Source organism: Lysinibacillus sp. FSL L8-0312 (genome assembly GCF_038003285.1).
Classification (GTDB): domain Bacteria; phylum Bacillota; class Bacilli; order Bacillales_A; family Planococcaceae; genus Lysinibacillus; species Lysinibacillus fusiformis_D.
Map to the genome: position 1 here is coordinate 4209355 of NZ_JBBOOV010000001.1, position 17881 is coordinate 4227235.

A 17881-nucleotide genomic window follows, 5' to 3' on the forward strand; every position below is an offset into this window, starting at 1 on the left:
GTCGAGTTACCGTGGGAGGAAAAAGAGATGTTAGAATTTGATACAAGTGTTGATGAACTTGCAGTAATAAAGGTCATAGGTGTTGGTGGCGGCGGTAACAACGCGGTCAATCGAATGATAGAACATGGTGTACAAGGCGTTGACTTTATCGCAGTGAACACAGATGCACAGGCATTAAACTTATCCAAAGCGGAAATAAAGCTACAAATTGGTGCTAAATTAACGCGTGGACTAGGTGCAGGTGCAAATCCTGAAGTAGGAAAAAAGGCTGCTGAAGAGAGCAGAGAACAGCTAGAAGAAGTTCTTCGTGGGGCAGATATGGTATTTGTGACAGCCGGTATGGGTGGCGGAACAGGTACTGGTGCAGCCCCAGTTATTGCACAAATTGCACGTGAATTGGGAGCCCTTACAGTAGGGGTTGTCACACGCCCATTTACGTTTGAAGGACGTAAGCGCCAAACACAAGCAATCGGTGGAATTGGTGGCATGAAGGAATCAGTAGATACACTGATTGTGATTCCGAACGATAAGCTTTTACAAATTGTTGATAAATCAACACCAATGTTAGAAGCCTTCAGAGAAGCTGATAATGTTTTACGTCAGGGTGTACAAGGTATTTCGGATTTAATTGCAACACCTGGTCTTATTAACTTAGACTTTGCTGACGTGAAAACAATTATGTCTAACAAAGGTTCAGCATTAATGGGCATTGGTATCGCAACAGGCGAAAATAGAGCTTCTGAAGCTGCGAAGAAAGCAATTTCAAGTCCATTGCTTGAATCGTCAATTGATGGTGCTAAAGGTGTCCTTATGAACATTACAGGTGGTTCAAATCTAAGTTTATTTGAAGTACAAGAAGCGGCAGATATCGTAGCTTCTGCGTCAGATGAAGAAGTAAATATGATTTTCGGTTCTGTTATTAATGAAAATCTTAAAGATGAAATCATTGTTACAGTTATTGCGACTGGCTTCACTGAAGAAGCACTACAGCAACAACGTAATACAGCAAAACCGTCACTCAACATAAACAGACAATCTGCTCCACAACAACAGGCGCCGATTCGTGAACAACGACAAGAAACGCATGTTCAACAAGAGCAGCCACGTCAAAATCAGCAACATTATGCACAGGATGACATGCTTGAAGTACCTGCATTTTTACGTAACCGCAAAAATCGCGGATAAAACAAGCATAAATCTTCTAGAAAGCTCGTATTCTACTTAGGTAGGGTACGAGCTTTTTATATTGCATAACATGTTGTTCAAATGTGTAAGGAAACCATGTATTTTGTCAAAACATTTTCAGGAAATGATGCGATTGTTTGACAATATTTGTGGGAATAACGTGCTAACTTTGTAAGTAGGAGGCGGCTGTTATGTATGGAGAATGGCTGGTGCTCATTAATACGCTTTTTAATCTAGCAATACTCACGTTTACGGCAAGAGTAACAGGGGTCTTGGTGAAGAATTCAAGATTATTAATGAGTTCAATTTGTAGTAGTTTTGTAGCTGTCATTGGCGGTCAAATGCTGTGGACGACGATTCTTAGTTTTATATTGCTAATTGGTATAGCATTTCACTTCAAGATTCGAAGTTTTCAGAAGCAAGGTCCTATTGTATTAACAGCAACAATCGTTATTGGCGGTTTATTAACAGCTCTACAACCTTTTTTGAAAAATCTTTCTGTTACCCATTTTATTATGATTTGCTTTTTACTTGCAGTTTTAAATCTTATTGCATTCTACAAGCAATGGGGTTTTGTAAAGCTAGAACGCTTAAGTGGTCAATTTGTTTTTGATACAACTTTAAAAATTTTTGGGGCAACCATACCACTTTCTGCTTTTGTGGATACAGGTAATCAAGCTATTGAGCCATTATCAGGAAAGCCGGTTCATTTTGTTTCCTATACAGCTTTACGGCCACATTTACCTTCAGCGTTCCGTCAATCATTAATAGAATGGCAAGAAACAGATCCGTACAATGTATCCATGTTTTCAGAAGATTATCAGCGTTATATACGATTTATTCATGTTAATACGGTACAGCAGCAAACCGTAGTGCTTGGTTTTCGTTTTGATGAGTGGCATATAAAGGGGGAGCCCTCACAAGTGAAAACGAATGAATATATCGTTTTAACCAAGAAAGCTAAAAATTTTCCACATAGCACAGCAGCAATTTTACATTTTTCAGCGCTTTCAAATAACTCATAGAGGGGGAGAACTATTGCTTCTTAGGCTACTTGCTAGCTTGAAAAAATTATGGAGTAAGTTTCGGAGTCGTGAAACGTACTATATAGGGGGAAATGATTCATTGCCAGTGCCATTAAGTCGAGAAGAAGAAGTTACAGTCATTGCATCCTTTATGAACGGTGATTTACGTGCTAGAGACACACTAATTGAACGTAATTTACGTCTTGTTGTATATATTGCAAGACGTTTTGATAACACAGGCACGCCAATAGAAGATTTAATCAGCATAGGCTCGATTGGTTTAATTAAGGCGATTGAAACGTTCAATACTGATAAAAATATTAAGCTTGCAACATATGCATCACGTTGCATTGAAAACGAAATTTTAATGCATTTACGAAAAACAAGTCGTATGAAGGGTGAAGTTTCACTAGATGAACCACTAAATTCTGATGCAGATGGAAATGAATTATTACTGTCAGATATTTTAGGAACAGAAGAGCATATTATTCTTGATAATGTTGAGAAGAAAATTGAACGTCAGCATATGTTCCATGCGATTAATTTATTAGGTGCGCGAGAGCGGTATATTATGGAATGTCGTTTTGGTCTCAATGGAAAAGTTGAAATGACTCAAAAAGAAGTGGCAGATCATTTAGGCATATCGCAATCATATATTTCCCGATTAGAAAAGAAAATTATTCAAGATTTACGTGAAAATTTAAATCAACCGATTTCGTAGAAAGGGAAATTTAACCTACCTAAAATTGGTCGCAGCTTTTGTGCATATTCTTGTTTCTCTCGGACAAACTGATGTCACGGTTTAGTCAGAGAATAACATCCGGAGGAATCGAATATGCGAACAAAAGTAGATCTTTGCGGCTTAGATACATCGACTTTGCCAATTTTAAAGCACGAGGAAATGAAGGAACTCTTCATCCGTTTACAAGCTGGAGAAACTGAGATTAGAGAAGAGCTTGTCATGTGCAATTTAAGGTTAGTGCTTAGTATTGTCGGTAGATTTGCCTATCGGGGTGAACAGGCAGATGATTTATTTCAAGTGGGCTGTATTGGGCTCATGAAAGCCATTGATCATTTTGATTTAAAGCATAATGTACGATTTTCGACATATGCTGTACCAATGATTATTGGTGAAATTCGTCGCCATCTGCGTGATCATCATGCATTGCGTGTATCGCGCTCTCTAAGAGATATAGCTTATAAGGCAATGCAGGCAAAAGAGCAATGGATAACCGATAATTTGCGTGAACCAACGATTGAAGAAATTGCTGAGATGATTGACATGAAAAAAGAAGATGTTTTATTCGCTTTAGATGCCATTCAAGATCCAGTTTCATTACAGGAGCCCATTTATTCAGACGGTGGAGACGCTGTTTATATGATGGACCAATTACGTGATGATGATGTATCAGAGGATCAATGGGTTGCCTACGTGTCGGTAAAGGAAAGCTTGCAAAAGCTAGATGAACGTCAGCAAATGATCGTTGCAAAACGTTTCTATTATGGCGAAACGCAAACGGAAATCGCGAAGGAATTGGGGATTTCCCAAGCACAAATTTCACGTCTTGAAAAAAATGCTATTGAAACAATGCAAAAAGATTACAAATAAAAAAATGCGCATCGGATTATTCGGTGCGCATTTTATCTTCATTCAATGAACAAGTGGTACATAAATATAAAGTAACAGCTAAGTTTGATGATAGAAATGAATGTACAAAAATAAAGAATAGAGGAGGTATGTCATTGCGTTTTTCATTATTACAGCAAAAAGAAGTGATTGAAGCAGGAAATGGGCGATTTATAGGTTTTGTAATAGATGCTGAAGTCTCAAAAGAAACGGGCTATGTGACAGCATTTTTGATTGCAGAGCCTCGTAAATATCTTGGTTTTTTTAAAGGGGAAGAGTCTGTAAGAAAAGTGTATATGAAGGATGTGCTTGTCGTTGGCAAGGATGTTATTTTAGTTAAAGCACTTTCCTAAGACTATGTTAATAAAATTGTGGTGAATGTAAACTGACATAGGTCAGGCTATTCATTGATAAATCAAGCATTGCTTGTTACAATAAAAGAAACTATTGTTGTAAAGTTGGGAAAAACAGTGACAAAAATCTTAACAAATTTAAACAAACTACATGATTTAATAACAGCAGCAGAAAAAAAAGGCAATCGTCAGGGTGATAAAGTCCAAATAATTGCCGTAACGAAAGAAGTTTCTGTTGAAAGAACACAAGAAGCAATTGATGCAGGACTCTCTCATTTAGGAGAAAATAGACCTGAAGGCCTGCAACGTAAAATTGCAGAGATTCATGCTGATGTACATTGGCATTATATCGGGTCACTTCAAACACGTAAAGTAAAACAAGTCATTAACAGCATTGATTATTTACACTCCTTAGATCGTTTGAGTCTGGCAGAAGAAATTGAAAAAAGAGCAGATCGGCCAGTTAAATGTTTTGTACAAGTAAATGTTTCGGGTGAAGAATCAAAACATGGCTTAAGTATCGAAGAAGTTTTGCCTTTTGTAGAAGCGTTAAAGAGTTTTACAAAGATTCAAGTTGTAGGTTTAATGACCATGGCACCAAATACAGAAGACGAAGCAATCATTCGCTCTGTTTTCAAGCAATTAAAACAATGTCAACAGCAAATAGCCGAGCAAGGATTCGCACACGCACCTTGTACCGAGTTATCAATGGGCATGTCTAATGACTTTGAAATTGCGGTAGAGGAAGGGGCTACTTTTGTTCGAGTCGGAACGGCTCTTGTTGGAAATGAAAGAGGGGAACAGGATGAGCATGAAAAATAAAATTAAAAACTTCTTTTACCTTGAAGAAGAACTAGAAGAAGAAATCACGCAAGCTCCTATTCAGCAGCAACAGCCCATACAACAACAGCAACCGATTCATTCCGTAAAGCCTAAAAAAACGATTAAAGAGCGTAGGGCGCCTATTCAAGAAATTATGCCGCAAAGTTCAGCAACGCCTAACAACATTGTAAGCTTGCAGGCAGCTATGAGCTCTAAGGGAGCAAAAGTTGTTTTAATTGAGCCTAGAGTTTATGCAGAAGCACAAGATATCGCGGAGCATTTAAAAAATAAGCGTGCTGCAATTGTCAATTTACAACGTATTGAACGAGAGCAAGGTAAACGCATTATTGATTTTTTAAGTGGTACAGTCTATGCACTTGCCGGGGATATCCAACGTATCGGTAAAGATATCTTCCTTTGTACGCCAGATAATGTAGAAGTGACTGGTGAAATTACAAACTTTATTTTAGACGATAATTAATAGCGAGGATTGTAGTTTATATGACTTTTTTTATAATACTTGGTTATGTATCATTAGCATTTAGAATCTATTCATTTATGCTAATTGGCTATATTTTAATGTCTTGGGTGCCTGCCGCTCAAAATTCAGCCATTGGACGTATGCTTGAAAAAGTGTGTGAGCCGTATTTAGGGATTTTCAGAAAGTTCATTCCACCACTTGGAATGATTGATATTTCACCAATTGTGGCTATCTTCATGTTGAATTTTATTGAACGAGGGCTTGTTATAGTCATCCAGAAAATATTTCTTATGTTCGTTTAGCAGTAAATCCTCACTCTTAGGTGGGGATTTTTTATTTAGCAATGTTTTTGTACGGAAAGAGCAACGGTGGTTCAAAAAAATAGAGGGTGATAAAGGTTTATTTAACGGGTGTTCAAATATCCTTGTATAATGAGACTGCCCCAGTGGAAAAAAGAGCTTTTTAAGTAAATGTAAAAAAATTATACTCAATGATGCAAAGACGTCATAACTTGGAAATACTATGTTCATCCAGCCCACCAAGCATATAGAACTAGTGAAAGAGGAGACAACGAGATGGAACACTTAATTCAGCATTTTCGAAAAGATGAACAACCGTTTATTGAACAAGTAATAAGTTGGCAGCGTGAGGTAGAGGATCGCTATGCACCTAAGCTAACAGATTTTCTTGATCCCAGACAGCGTTTTATCGTGACATCTATTATCGGACAGGACGACACATTGAAAACGGCATGTGCAGGGTTATTTGACGGGGCAGAAAGACAGCGTATGCTTATTTATCCTGCTTACTATGAAGTTATGGAGGAAGACTTTCAGCTGACAGTATTTACAATTCACTATCCTATGAAATTTGTCCAGCTCCGGCATCCAGATGTGTTAGGGGCCTTGTTATCATTAGGCTTGAATCGTGGTAAATTTGGTGATATACGTGTCAATGAGCAGCAGGTGCAATTTGTAGTAGCACAAGAGGTAGCAGATTATGTTCGTTTGCATTTAACGGGTATTGGTAAAGTCAAGGTACATGTTGAATCTTTAAAGCAAGACGAGCCACTTCTCTTCAATGAGGATGAGTGGTTTGAGGAATCTCATACTGTTTCATCCATGCGTTTAGATGTGATTATCGCTACCATTTTAAATGTGTCACGTCAAAAGGCACAAGCTTTGATTACTGGGAATAAAGTACGTGTCAATTGGACAGAGCGAGATACAGTTGCCTTTGAATTACAAGAAGGGGATATTTTATCGATACGAGGGAGCGGTCGTGTGAAAATTATTATGACAGAAGGCCGTACAAAAAAGGATAAAATCCGTCTGCAAATCGGTCGATTGGCCCAAAAAAGCTGAAAGTGAAGTAAATTTCATTAATTTTTACTGCTAAGTTGTCGGAACAATTGTATAATAGAAATTACGAATGTACATGTAAAGGAGAGAAGGATTGTATGCCATTATCACCTATTGATATACATAATAAGGAGTTTACAAAAGCTTTCAGAGGTTATGCTGAAGATGAAGTAAATGAATTTTTAGACCAAATCATTAAAGACTACGAAATTTTGTTACGTGAAAAAAAAGAGGTTGATAAGCAATTAGAGATGGCCTTAGAACAGGCGAGGCATTTTAGCTCCTTAGAAGAAACTTTGCAGAAGTCCATTGTTGTTGCACAAGAAGCGGCTGATGAAGTGCGAAGAAATTCACAAAAAGAGGCTAAACTCATTGTAAAAGAGGCTGAGAAAAATGCTGATCGAATTGTCAATGATGCTTTAACAAAAGCTCGTAAGGTGACGATTGAAATTGATGAGCTTAAAAAACAATCTAAAGTATTCCGTAATCGTTTCAAGATGCTTGTTGAGGCACAGCTTGATTTGCTTAATGCTGATGACTGGGATCATTTGCTTCAATATGATATTGATTTAACAGAAATTCAAGCATCTGTTGAGGAAGCACAAGAATCTGAAGAGATGTAACTTTTCTTTTTAATGGTTGCACTCGACAAATGAAACTTGACGCCATTGTTTGAATTTCATATACTTTGTAATAGTAATTATTTTGAAAAGATATGCATACAGGCAGAGACGAAGACAGTATTTGTTAGGCGTAGTTAAGCGATTTGGGGACAGTGAGAGCCCAAACATGCAACTAACATTGAACATCACTTCTGAGCTAAATAGCTGAAAAAAGTAGGTTATTTCGTGATGCACGACGTTAACGTGCTTGAAAGAGGTAGTGCAATATTTTTGTGCTACAAGTAGGGTGGTACCGCGAGTAGAAGCTTCTCGTCCCTTAGTGGGATTGAGGGCTTTTTTTATTTGTTCACGAATTGTTTGAGTTGCGTTTGCCAATAACTGTCCTAGAAGTAATTGTCTATATGCTTGGGTAAAATAAAGGAGGAATTTTAATGGTTGAATACAAAGATACGTTATTAATGCCAAAAACAGATTTCCCAATGCGTGGGAATCTACCGGCGAATGAGCCAAAAACGCAAGAAAAATGGAATGACATGGATATTAACAAATTACAGATGGAACGTACTGCCGATCGTCCAGAATATGTTCTACATGATGGTCCTCCCTATGCAAATGGTGATATCCACATCGGCCATGCCTTAAATAAAGTATTGAAGGATATGATTACACGTCATCGTTCAATGACTGGCTACCATGTGAATTATATTCCAGGCTGGGATACGCACGGTCTACCAATTGAACAAGCACTGACAAACAAAGGTGTAAAGCGTAAAGAAATGTCAGTAGCAGCATTCCGCCAACTTTGTGAAGAGTATGCATATGAGCAAATTGATAATCAACGTGCCCAATTCCGTCGTCTAGGCATTCGTGGTGATTGGGAAAACCCTTATATTACATTAAAGCCTGAATTTGAAGCACGTCAAATTGAAGTGTTCGGTAAAATGGCTGAAAAGGGTTACATTTATAAAGGCTTAAAACCAGTTTATTGGTCACCATCTTCTGAGTCTGCTTTAGCAGAAGCTGAAATTGAATATAAGGACATCAAATCACCATCAATCTATGTTAGCTTTGCTATTAAAGATGCGAAAGGCATTGTACCAGCAGATGCTAAATTTATTATTTGGACAACAACACCTTGGACATTACCAGCAAACTTAGGCATTTCTTTAAATCCTGAATTTATGTATGTTGTAGTTGCTGTAGCTAATAAAAAATTCATCATTGCCAAAGAATTATTAACATCAGTAGCGAATGCCCTTGGATGGGAAGACTATGAGGTTGTTCAAGAAGTAAAAGGGGAAGCACTTGATCGTCTTGTAGCGCAGCATCCATTTTATGATCGTGAATCTCTTATTATGGTAGGAGAACACGTAACTGCTGAAGCGGGTACAGGTTGTGTTCATACAGCTCCTGGACACGGGGAAGACGATTATCATATTGGTAAACAATATGGTTTAGGCATTCTTAGCCCTCTTGATAATAGCGGCTGTTATACAGATGAAGCACCTGGTTTTGAAGGCGTGTTTTATAATGATGCCAACAAACTTGTAACAGAAAAACTAAAAGAAGTAGATGCATTAGAAAAACTTGACTTCTTTACGCACTCTTATCCACATGACTGGCGTACGAAAAAACCTGTTATTTATCGTGCGACACCACAATGGTTTGCCTCTGTTGAAGCATTCCGTGGTGAGTTGTTAGAAGCTGTAAAAGCTACAGCATTTACACCAGCTTGGGGAGAAACTCGTCTTTATAATATGATTCGTGATCGTGGAGACTGGGTTATTTCACGTCAACGTGCTTGGGGTGTGCCGATTCCAATTTTCTACGCAGAAAACGGAGAGCCAATTATTACACCTGAAACAATTAGCCATATCTCAGCATTATTCCGTGAGCATGGATCCAATATTTGGTTCCAAAAAACAGCAAAAGAATTATTACCAGAGGGCTTTACACATCCAGGTAGCCCGAACGGCGAATTCACAAAAGAAAATGATATTATGGACGTCTGGTTCGATTCAGGTTCATCCCACCAAGGTGTACTTGTAGAGCGCGGCATGAAATATCCAGCTGATTTATACTTAGAAGGCTCTGACCAGCATCGTGGTTGGTTTAACTCATCTCTTATTACATCTGTTGCTATTAATGGCTATGCACCATATAAAGGACTATTAACACATGGTTTTGTTCTTGATGGTGAAGGACGTAAAATGAGTAAATCATTAGGAAATGTGATCATTCCACAAAAAGTAATGGATCAGTATGGAGCAGATATTCTTCGTCTATGGGTTGCTTCTGTTGACTATACAGCGGATGTACGAATTTCGATGGATATGTTAAAGCAAGTATCAGAGGTGTACCGTAAAATTCGTAATACATTTCGTTTCTTACATGGCAATATCGCTGATTTCGATCCAAAGAAAGATCGTGTTGCCTATGCAGAGCTTCGTGAGATGGATCAATATGTCTATATGCGTTTACAGGATGTCTTACAAACTGTTCGTGCAGCATATGATCGTTATGATTTCGCTGCTGTTTATCACATCGTCAATAATTTTGTCGCAGTCGAGTTATCTTCATTCTATTTAGATATTGCAAAAGATGTTGTCTATATCGAAGGTCACGACAATAAAGATCGTCGAGCGATGCAAACAGTTATTTACGATACATTAATGACATTGGTTAAAATCATGACACCAATCATCCCTCATACAACAGATGAAATGTGGTCTTATCTACATGCCCAAGGTATTGTAGAGGAAGTTTCTGTTCAATTAACGGACTTCCCAGAGGTAGATGTTCAAGAGAATTTTGAAAGCCTACGTACAAAATGGGAAAATATTATTGATGTACGTGACGATATCTTAAAAGCATTAGAGGAAGCTCGTAATGCTAAAACAATAGGTAAATCACTAGAAGCAAAAGTAACAGTATATGCCAAAGAGGATGTTGTAGCCTTATTGAATGATGTGAACATTGACTTTGCACAGCTTTCAATCGTTTCTGCTTTTGAAGTAGCTACTATTGATGAGGCGCCTGCTGAAGCTTTAGCACTTGAGCATGTATCCATTGTAGTTGAGAAGGCAACAGGGGAGAAATGTGAGCGTTGCTGGTCAATTTCTGAAACAATTGGTGCAAATGAGGCACATCCTACAGTTTGTGCGCGCTGTGCAGAAGTTGTAGAAAAATATTACGTTTAACGGAAATGAATAATAAGAATCTGCATTTCTATTGTAGATCATACGCAAGTCTCCTTGATGGGGGCTTGCTTTTTTTCATGGAGGTTTTGCAGATTCTTGTTAGATTATTTAAATAAAATTTCTGTCGTATTGCGATAGTCCGTTGGAGAGATTCCTACATATTTTTTAAAGGTTAAACTATAGTAATTAGGTGTATTAAAGCCACAGGTGGAGGAGATCTTTTCTACGGTATAGTCGTACTTCCGTAGAAAGGGTAAGCTCTTGATGAGGCGTGTAAAGGCAACATAGTCAACGAAATTACGACCAGTCTCTTTTTTAAATAGCCTGCTAAAATGTGTGGGACTAAAGCTTATATATTTTGCAACATCACGAACGGTCAATTGCTCATCATAATGTTCTTCAATATAATGAATGGCCTTTTGAAGCTGCACATGCTTTGTTAAATCTTCATAATATCTGATATGAATATTATCTATAGGTGGTTTTCTACGTGCTTTTCGTGCTTGACTATAGGACTCCTTTACGTGCATTGCGTCCTGAAACACTCCTCCAACCCCCATGAAAAGATGGATACAATAGTCCTTTTTAAGTGTCTCGATGACCTCCAATAGACATGATTCGCCTACTGTCCAATGTTTAAAAGAGTTATACTCAGTCGGAATTCTCATGAGAAGTAATAAGTAGCGTTCGAAATGTAAAAAAGATAAGGGTGCTTTATTGGCAAAATGCTGACGAAAAACATTTGTAATGTTACTGCTTGCGTCATGAGGAATAGCATCACTATCGATATAGCCCTGAATTAGGAACACAATATTAGGAATACAATTTGTTGATAAAAATGATGCAGATTGAATGATTTCTTGTTCATTATCAATTTCGCCACGTATAAGACGTTTCAAAAATGCTTCTCTGAACGGAGAGGTATGATGCTGGGACACTTGTTGTGATAGCTCAAGCATTGTGAGTGTACTTGCTTTCTTGTCCTGATAGGATGTGTACAGTTTTTTTACGATTCGTAAAAATTTTGATTTCTGTAATGGTTTTATGAGAAGTGCAGGTAAAACTAATTCAATTGCTATACCAGTCGAGTAGGTGAGGTGTTCTGTAACAATTGGGACAATTATACTATTAGGATAATTTCTTTTTAATCGATTAATCTTCACCCAATCAAATAACCGATTGACCTCATAGACAATAATGACCTCATCTTCTCGCTTAGGCACTTTACACTCCTCCAAAGCATTTGGTAAAACCTCTTTTAACCATTCACTCATTTGCTGTTTATCAAATGAGCTTTCCATATACCATACCACCTTTAAAATGCTACCAGCCTCCTACGAATGAAAAGATAAAAATATTTTAACTTAAAATAGCAATTATTTGTACTAATACAGCAAAATTTTATATCTATATTGTGGTTGAAATAGAATAAAATAATTGTAGTGAATAATAATTTGAAATTTCAGATAATTATTCACTGATATGACAAAGGGGGAGTTAGCTTATGGCGGAAGTAGGCAGTCATGATTATGACTACGTGGAGGCAGGAACAATTGATGTGAAAGATCTACCGCCTCTAGATGCAACAACAAATAAAATTATGAAGGATGAATTTACAACAGGTTTAGGCTTAACGGTATTTTACTTTATTTTGATTTTTAGTATTCCTGTTATGAATTGGTTTGCTCCAGCATTTGCATTCAAGAAAATATGGGGCGGTATGACAGTCACATGGTTTGTGACAACGATTGTCATGATGGCTATGGCTTTTATTATTGCGTATGTGCATACGGCCATGTATGAGAAGCGTTTAAAAAAATACGATATAGCAAATAAGTAGGTGAAACAAAGGGGGAAGTGTTGAATGATGGAAGCTCTTTTAGAACCAAAGATGTTAATGACCGTTGCGTTAATGGGAACGATTGTCTACATTACGTATTTAACCAAGAGAAATGCAACAGCTTCGGATTTCTTTGTAGGTGGCCGAAGCTTTGGATGGTTTACAAATGGTTCTGCCATTGGCGGAGATTATTTAAGTGCAGCAACATTTCTTGGAATAGCTGGTTTAACATTTCAACTAGGTTATGATGGTGCTTATTATGCTTTTTGTTTCTCTATTGGATTAACATTATTAGCTATTTTCGTAGCGGGCCCTTTAAGAAGATTTGGTGCATTTACGGTTGCTGATTTTTTAGGTTATCGTTTTCATAGTAGCAGGGCTCGACTCGTAGCGGTTGCAGTCGTTTTAGCCATCTCAGGCTTTTATGCGGCTCCTCAATTACTAGGTGCTGCTCAAATATTAAGTATGTTTTTTGGTACTTCCTATGAATTTGGCATTATCTTTACATGTGTTGTCATGGTTTTTTATGTAGGGATAGGTGGAATGAAAGGTACGACAATCAACCAAGCTTTGGAGCTGTGGATTCGCCTTGGCGCATTTATTGTGATGTTAATTGCTGCAGTTTATGGTGGTTTGCATTACGATAAAATTTTAGCTGCCATCCATTCATTCAGTGGCCCTATTACAGGAACTTCTCCGTATGCCTTAGATGGTAATGATGTGAATTTTGATGGTGCCGCTTGGACAGGCACAGGCTTTTATTTCCCAACATTTTGGCAAACTATTAGTATGACCATTGGTTTAGCCTTAGGGACAATTGGGCTTCCCCATATATTATTACGCTTTTATACAAACCCAAGTGCTAAAGCAGCGCGTAAATCTGCGCTCATGGCTATTGGCATTGCTAGTACGTTTTTCTTATTAGCTGTTTATTTAGGTGTTGTAGGCCGATCTATTTTCATTTCGGGAACAGCTAGTGAGGAGGTAATGCGTGATTTAGTATTAGGTGGGAATAACATGGTCATTCCGACGACAGCCCTTGCGCTAGGTGGTAAATGGTTACTTGGTTTAGTAATTGCAGGTGCATTTGCAGCTATTTTCTCTAATCTTTCAGGGCTATTTATTACAAGCTCTGGCGCATTAGCCCATGATTTATATGCCAATATTATGAAAAAGGATATAACACAAAAACAACGTGTGGTTGCTGGTAAAGTGGCCATTGTATTATTAGGGATTTTATATGGAGCACTTGGTTTACTTGTCAAGGATGCATCCATCGGTCATTTAGTGGCGCTCGCCTTTACGGTTGCAGCAAGTACATTCACGCCAATCTTTATTCTCGGTATTTGGTGGAGGGGCATCACAGAGAAGGGTACCATTGCAGGATTGCTCATTGGTCTTGGCGTGTCAATGTGGATGATCTTTTTACCAGGAACATTACCAAGTTTCTTGCAGTTTAAAATACCAGGTATTGTGACAGTACCGGTTGGCTTCTTATCTGTTATTATCGTGTCACTACTAGATCGTAAAGTTCCGGCTGATGTCAATGATTTCATGAAGCGAGTGCATTCGAAAGAATCTGAAACCGTTTAACTCAACAAGTCAGAGCTATTTCTATTGCTTAAAAAGTAAATAGAAATAGCTTTTTTATATTCTTGAAGGAGATTGGGCATCCGCCATCTTTTGATGTGATATTAGTTATTGTGATGGGTGCTGTTATGGTAGAATAGGTAAGATGTTGAGTGAACGGAGGAATGACTGTGTATAAATATTATGGATTGGCTGCTTTTGTCGTTTTATTAGATCAATGGACAAAATGGCTAATTGTGAAAAATATGGAGTATGCTGAACGCATTGCTGTGTGGGACCCATGGTTTGGCATTTTATCTCATCGTAATAGAGGTGCAGCATGGGGGATGCTAGAAGGGCAAATGTGGTTATTTAGTATCGTGACAGTTGCTGTCATTTGTGCCATTCTCTACTTTTATCATAAAGAGGCAAAAGGAAAGCCCGTTTTTCAAGTGGGTTTAATGCTATTACTTGGTGGCGCATTAGGAAACTTTATCGATCGTCTTTTTAGAGGAGAAGTGGTCGATTTTGTTGATGTTTTAATTCCAATTATTAATTATGACTTCCCTATTTTTAATGTGGCAGATGCTGCATTAACTATAGCTGTCGTTGTACTAATGATTGGTTTGATTATGGAAGATAAAAAAGAAAAGAAACAGGTGAAACAATGACGCAAGTAACATATACAATCGAAGAACAGCAGCAAGGAGAGCGCATTGATAAAGCACTTTCAAGCTTACAATCAGAGTGGTCACGTACACAAATTGGGAACTGGGTTAATGATGGGATTATCAAAGTGAATGGCGATGCTGTAAAAGCAAAATATAAAGTAAAAGCTGGTGATGTCATCTTGATTGATGTACCAGAAGTAGAAATTCTAGATGTAATAGCCGAAAAATTAGATTTGGATATTGTTTATGAGGATGCAGATGTCCTTGTTGTCAATAAACCAAAGGGGATGGTCGTTCATCCAGCACCAGGCCATATGTCCGGTACACTGGTAAATGGTTTAATGTATCAATGTAAGGATTTATCCGGTATTAATGGTGTGATGCGACCTGGTATTGTCCATCGTATTGATAAAGATACGTCAGGTCTATTAATGGTGGCTAAAAATGATACAGCCCATGAATCGTTAGTGAATCAGTTAGTGAATAAAACGGTGACACGTAAATATATTGCCCTTGTACACGGTCATATCGCACATGATAAGGGGACAATTGATGCACCGATTGGTCGCGATCAAAAGGATCGTCAAAAACAGGCAGTCGTTGATAACGGTAAACATGCGGTGACACACTTCCAAGTTGTGGAGCGTTTTGGTGATTATACACTAGTAGAATGTCGTTTAGAAACGGGACGTACACACCAAATTCGTGTGCATATGAATTATATCGGCTTCCCACTAGTGGGAGATCCAAAATATGGTCCGAAAAAGACAATAGACTTTGGTGGACAAGTTTTGCATGCTGCAACTTTAGGATTTGATCATCCTTCTTCTGGTGAATATTTGGAGTTTGAAACACCACTTCCAGTTGATTATGAGCAATTATTAAATGATTTACGAAATAGGCATTGACGAATAAGAAAAGAAAGTCTATACTAACCACAGTGAATGAACAACATAACTAAATATTCACCTTTAATAGCAGTCCAGAGAGGCTGAGAAGGGACATGTGATAGTGTTGCAAAAATTTGTGCTGCAAATTTTTCGACATGCTTTTTTCGACACGTATACAACCCCTCTCAGGCTATTCGCCTCGAGAGGTTTTTTTATGGACACATGGCTGACACTAGAGTAGAGAGAGGAGGAACGGATATGGCACAAAATGAATTATTAGATGGCCCATCAATGACAAGGGCACTCACACGTATTGCCCATGAAATTATTGAACGCAACAAAGGAATCGATGAATGTATTTTAGTTGGCATTAAAACAAGAGGTGCCTTTCTAGCCAAACGTTTGGCACAACGAATTGAAAAAATTGAAGGTAAACCTATTCGTACAGGGGAAATTGATATTACGCTATACAGAGATGATTTAACAACCAAACATGAAAACGAACAAGCACATGTAGAACAAGTTGATATTGAGTATGTAGTGAAAAATCAAAAGATCATTTTAGTAGACGATGTACTTTATACAGGACGAACAGTACGTGCAGCACTGGATGCTGTAATGGATTTGGGGAGACCTGCTCAAATTCAACTAGCCGTGCTAGTGGATAGAGGGCATCGAGAGTTGCCAATTAGAGCAGACTATGTAGGGAAGAATGTTCCGACTTCTGGCTCTGAGCGCATCATTGTCAACTTACAAGAAGTAGATGGAGAAGATTGCGTCATTATTTATAAAGAAGACGAATAATAAAGTGAGGAAACAATATGTCAAATGCAGTTTTAGATATTAAGGATAAACCAACTCCACTTCAGCTTGTGACATTAAGTTTCCAGCATATGTTTGCGATGTTTGGATCAACAATTTTAGTGCCACAGTTAGTAGGACTTAGTCCAGCGATTGCTCTTTTAACAAGCGGGATTGCTACATTATTCTTCCTATTAATTACGAAATTTCAAGTACCAGCCTATCTAGGGTCGTCCTTCGCCTTTATAGCACCAATCATACTTGCGGCAGGCGGTTTAAATGATGATGGCTCGAGTGTCCACCCAGGCAATGCCATGATCGGTGCGATGGCTGTCGGGATTACGTATGGAATTGTATCCTTAATCATTTGGAAAAGTGGTTATAAGTGGATTATGAAAATTTTGCCGCCAATCGTGGTAGGTCCAGTTATTATGGTAATTGGACTTGGACTATCTGGTACAGCTGTGAATATGGCCATGAACGTCAATGGAGAGTATAGCTTTTTACACTTCTCAGCTGCTTTAGTTACGGTCTTTACAGCGATTATCTTTACGATTTTCTTTAAAGGAATTTTAAGCACTATGCCAATTTTGATGGGCTTAATCGTAGGGTATATTTACTCCATGATCGTAGACATCGTAGATTATACACCAATTGCCCAAGCAAAATTCTTCGCAATGCCTGATTTCTTAATACCAGGTGTGCATTATGAGTTTGAAATAACAACAAAAATTCTACTTATCATGGTACCAATCGTGATTGTAACAATTTCGGAACATATTGGTCACCAGCTAGTATTAGGAAAAGTAGTAGATCGAGATTATATTAAAGAGCCAGGGTTGCACCGTTCCCTATTAGGAGACGGACTTGGAACATTTGTGAGTGCTATAATCGGGGGGCCTCCGAAAACAACTTACGGTGAAAATATTGGTGTACTAGCTATTACTCGAGTGTACAGTATTTACGTTATTGCAGGTGCAGCAGTGGTTGCCATCTTACTATCATTCTTCGGGAAAGCAATGGCAGTGATTGCAACGATTCCAACCGCAGTACTTGGGGGAGTGTCCATCTTACTCTTCGGAATAATCGCAGCAAGTGGCCTACGTATGCTAGTAGATAATCATATTGATTTTGGTAATAGCCGTAACCTAGTTATTGCCTCAGTCATATTAGTCATTGGTATTGGCGGTGCCAAGTTTGTTATCTCTGAATCATTAAGTGTTGAAGGGATGGCGCTAGCCGCGATTATCGGTGTGCTATTGAATGCGATTCTACCAGGTAAGAAAGAAGCAGATATACCTGTACAATACAATCAAAATAAAGATTCATAGTAGTACCTTTTAATGAATTGTCCAGAGAGGCAAAAAAAGGGAAGTTGTGGACAGGCTGAAGTAGGATGTATGTCTTGCTGTAGTTTGTCACGCCTCCTTATG

The 17881-nt window shown here is 38.2% G+C and carries 18 protein-coding genes and 1 other annotated feature; of the genes, 17 read left to right on the plus strand and 1 reads right to left on the minus strand.

Going from position 1 to position 17881, the window contains the following annotated elements; translation table 11 throughout:
• The first annotated feature begins 27 nt into the window (after window positions 1-27).
• The 11 genes from ftsZ (at window position 28) to ileS (ending at window position 10677) form a co-directional block, all read left to right on the plus strand.
• Window positions 28-1185: a cell division protein FtsZ gene (ftsZ, locus tag MHI22_RS21005; protein ID WP_058843469.1), complete on the plus strand. Its 1158-nt coding sequence runs from the start codon at window positions 28-30 to the stop codon at window positions 1183-1185.
• Window positions 1186-1376: 191 nt separating this feature from the next.
• The gene (locus MHI22_RS21010; protein ID WP_036125177.1) at window positions 1377-2210 is read left to right on the plus strand and encodes a sigma-E processing peptidase SpoIIGA; all 834 of its coding nucleotides are present in this window, start codon (window positions 1377-1379) and stop codon (window positions 2208-2210) included.
• Window positions 2211-2223: 13 nt separating this feature from the next.
• Entirely contained in the window at window positions 2224-2931 is a 708-nt protein-coding gene (gene sigE, locus MHI22_RS21015) for an RNA polymerase sporulation sigma factor SigE (RefSeq protein ID WP_009373518.1), read from the plus strand.
• 114 nt (window positions 2932-3045) lie between these two features.
• Window positions 3046-3819 carry an RNA polymerase sporulation sigma factor SigG gene (gene sigG / locus MHI22_RS21020; RefSeq protein ID WP_004227313.1) on the plus strand — a complete coding sequence of 258 codons (774 nt, stop codon included), beginning with the start codon at window positions 3046-3048 and terminating at the stop codon, window positions 3817-3819.
• Between the two features lie 128 nt (window positions 3820-3947).
• A complete protein-coding gene (locus MHI22_RS21025) occupies window positions 3948-4190 on the plus strand; it encodes a PRC-barrel domain-containing protein (RefSeq protein ID WP_230593885.1) in 243 nt (80 codons plus the stop codon).
• 117 nt (window positions 4191-4307) lie between these two features.
• Entirely contained in the window at window positions 4308-5012 is a 705-nt protein-coding gene (locus MHI22_RS21030; protein WP_036125178.1) for a YggS family pyridoxal phosphate-dependent enzyme, read from the plus strand.
• Window positions 4996-5493: a cell division protein SepF gene (locus MHI22_RS21035; RefSeq protein WP_036125175.1), complete on the plus strand. Its 498-nt coding sequence runs from the start codon at window positions 4996-4998 to the stop codon at window positions 5491-5493. Before MHI22_RS21030 ends, MHI22_RS21035 begins: the two co-directional genes overlap by 17 nt.
• 20 nt (window positions 5494-5513) lie before the next feature.
• The gene (locus tag MHI22_RS21040; RefSeq protein ID WP_058843470.1) at window positions 5514-5795 is read left to right on the plus strand and encodes a YggT family protein; all 282 of its coding nucleotides are present in this window, start codon (window positions 5514-5516) and stop codon (window positions 5793-5795) included.
• A gap of 273 nt (window positions 5796-6068) precedes the next feature.
• Complete coding sequence (locus MHI22_RS21045) at window positions 6069-6857, plus strand: YlmH family RNA-binding protein (RefSeq protein WP_058843471.1); 789 nt, start codon at window positions 6069-6071, stop codon at window positions 6855-6857.
• A 95-nt stretch (window positions 6858-6952) separates the two neighbouring features.
• Window positions 6953-7477, plus strand: coding sequence for a DivIVA domain-containing protein (locus MHI22_RS21050; protein WP_036125171.1), 525 nt, complete (start codon window positions 6953-6955; stop codon window positions 7475-7477).
• 96 nt (window positions 7478-7573) lie between these two features.
• Window positions 7574-7797: a binding site (T-box leader), on the plus strand.
• A gap of 111 nt (window positions 7798-7908) precedes the next feature.
• Window positions 7909-10677, plus strand: coding sequence for an isoleucine--tRNA ligase (ileS, locus tag MHI22_RS21055; RefSeq protein ID WP_036125168.1), 2769 nt, complete (start codon window positions 7909-7911; stop codon window positions 10675-10677).
• A 104-nt stretch (window positions 10678-10781) separates the two neighbouring features.
• Here ileS and MHI22_RS21060 read toward each other — a convergent pair whose 3' ends face one another.
• Window positions 10782-11978: a helix-turn-helix transcriptional regulator gene (locus tag MHI22_RS21060; protein WP_036125166.1), complete on the minus strand. Its 1197-nt coding sequence runs from the start codon at window positions 11976-11978 to the stop codon at window positions 10782-10784.
• A 203-nt stretch (window positions 11979-12181) separates the two neighbouring features.
• Between MHI22_RS21060 and MHI22_RS21065 the strand changes: the two genes are divergently transcribed.
• The 6 genes from MHI22_RS21065 to MHI22_RS21090 all read left to right on the plus strand — a co-directional run bounded on the left by MHI22_RS21065 (window position 12182) and on the right by MHI22_RS21090 (window position 17779).
• Window positions 12182-12517 (plus strand): hypothetical protein, encoded by a 336-nt coding sequence (locus MHI22_RS21065; protein WP_036125161.1) that lies wholly within the window; start codon window positions 12182-12184, stop codon window positions 12515-12517.
• A gap of 24 nt (window positions 12518-12541) precedes the next feature.
• Complete coding sequence (locus MHI22_RS21070) at window positions 12542-14110, plus strand: sodium/solute symporter (RefSeq protein ID WP_340812634.1); 1569 nt, start codon at window positions 12542-12544, stop codon at window positions 14108-14110.
• A 167-nt stretch (window positions 14111-14277) separates the two neighbouring features.
• The gene (gene lspA, locus MHI22_RS21075; protein ID WP_036125155.1) at window positions 14278-14757 is read left to right on the plus strand and encodes a signal peptidase II; all 480 of its coding nucleotides are present in this window, start codon (window positions 14278-14280) and stop codon (window positions 14755-14757) included.
• Window positions 14754-15665 (plus strand): RluA family pseudouridine synthase, encoded by a 912-nt coding sequence (locus MHI22_RS21080; RefSeq protein ID WP_036125153.1) that lies wholly within the window; start codon window positions 14754-14756, stop codon window positions 15663-15665. Before lspA ends, MHI22_RS21080 begins: the two co-directional genes overlap by 4 nt.
• A gap of 240 nt (window positions 15666-15905) precedes the next feature.
• Window positions 15906-16451: a bifunctional pyr operon transcriptional regulator/uracil phosphoribosyltransferase PyrR gene (gene pyrR, locus MHI22_RS21085; protein WP_089931954.1), complete on the plus strand. Its 546-nt coding sequence runs from the start codon at window positions 15906-15908 to the stop codon at window positions 16449-16451.
• A gap of 17 nt (window positions 16452-16468) precedes the next feature.
• A complete protein-coding gene (locus MHI22_RS21090) occupies window positions 16469-17779 on the plus strand; it encodes a uracil-xanthine permease family protein (protein ID WP_058843474.1) in 1311 nt (436 codons plus the stop codon).
• Window positions 17780-17881: the final 102 nt, after the last annotated feature.

What these genes read in the sequence shown, in the direction of transcription:
- ftsZ (WP_058843469.1), top strand. Translation starts at nt 28, where the DNA reads ATGTTAGAATTTGATACAAGTGTTGATGAACTTGCAGTAATAAAGGTC.
- MHI22_RS21010 (WP_036125177.1), top strand. Translation starts at nt 1,377, where the DNA reads ATGTATGGAGAATGGCTGGTGCTCATTAATACGCTTTTTAATCTAGCA.
- sigG (WP_004227313.1), top strand. Translation starts at nt 3,046, where the DNA reads ATGCGAACAAAAGTAGATCTTTGCGGCTTAGATACATCGACTTTGCCA.
- MHI22_RS21025 (WP_230593885.1), top strand. Translation starts at nt 3,948, where the DNA reads ATGTCATTGCGTTTTTCATTATTACAGCAAAAAGAAGTGATTGAAGCA.
- MHI22_RS21035 (WP_036125175.1), top strand. Translation starts at nt 4,996, where the DNA reads ATGAGCATGAAAAATAAAATTAAAAACTTCTTTTACCTTGAAGAAGAA.
- MHI22_RS21040 (WP_058843470.1), top strand. Translation starts at nt 5,514, where the DNA reads ATGACTTTTTTTATAATACTTGGTTATGTATCATTAGCATTTAGAATC.
- MHI22_RS21045 (WP_058843471.1), top strand. Translation starts at nt 6,069, where the DNA reads ATGGAACACTTAATTCAGCATTTTCGAAAAGATGAACAACCGTTTATT.
- MHI22_RS21050 (WP_036125171.1), top strand. Translation starts at nt 6,953, where the DNA reads ATGCCATTATCACCTATTGATATACATAATAAGGAGTTTACAAAAGCT.
- ileS (WP_036125168.1), top strand. Translation starts at nt 7,909, where the DNA reads ATGGTTGAATACAAAGATACGTTATTAATGCCAAAAACAGATTTCCCA.
- MHI22_RS21060 (WP_036125166.1), bottom strand. Translation starts at nt 11,978, where the DNA reads ATGGAAAGCTCATTTGATAAACAGCAAATGAGTGAATGGTTAAAAGAG.
- MHI22_RS21065 (WP_036125161.1), top strand. Translation starts at nt 12,182, where the DNA reads ATGGCGGAAGTAGGCAGTCATGATTATGACTACGTGGAGGCAGGAACA.
- MHI22_RS21070 (WP_340812634.1), top strand. Translation starts at nt 12,542, where the DNA reads ATGATGGAAGCTCTTTTAGAACCAAAGATGTTAATGACCGTTGCGTTA.
- MHI22_RS21080 (WP_036125153.1), top strand. Translation starts at nt 14,754, where the DNA reads ATGACGCAAGTAACATATACAATCGAAGAACAGCAGCAAGGAGAGCGC.
- pyrR (WP_089931954.1), top strand. Translation starts at nt 15,906, where the DNA reads ATGGCACAAAATGAATTATTAGATGGCCCATCAATGACAAGGGCACTC.
- MHI22_RS21090 (WP_058843474.1), top strand. Translation starts at nt 16,469, where the DNA reads ATGTCAAATGCAGTTTTAGATATTAAGGATAAACCAACTCCACTTCAG.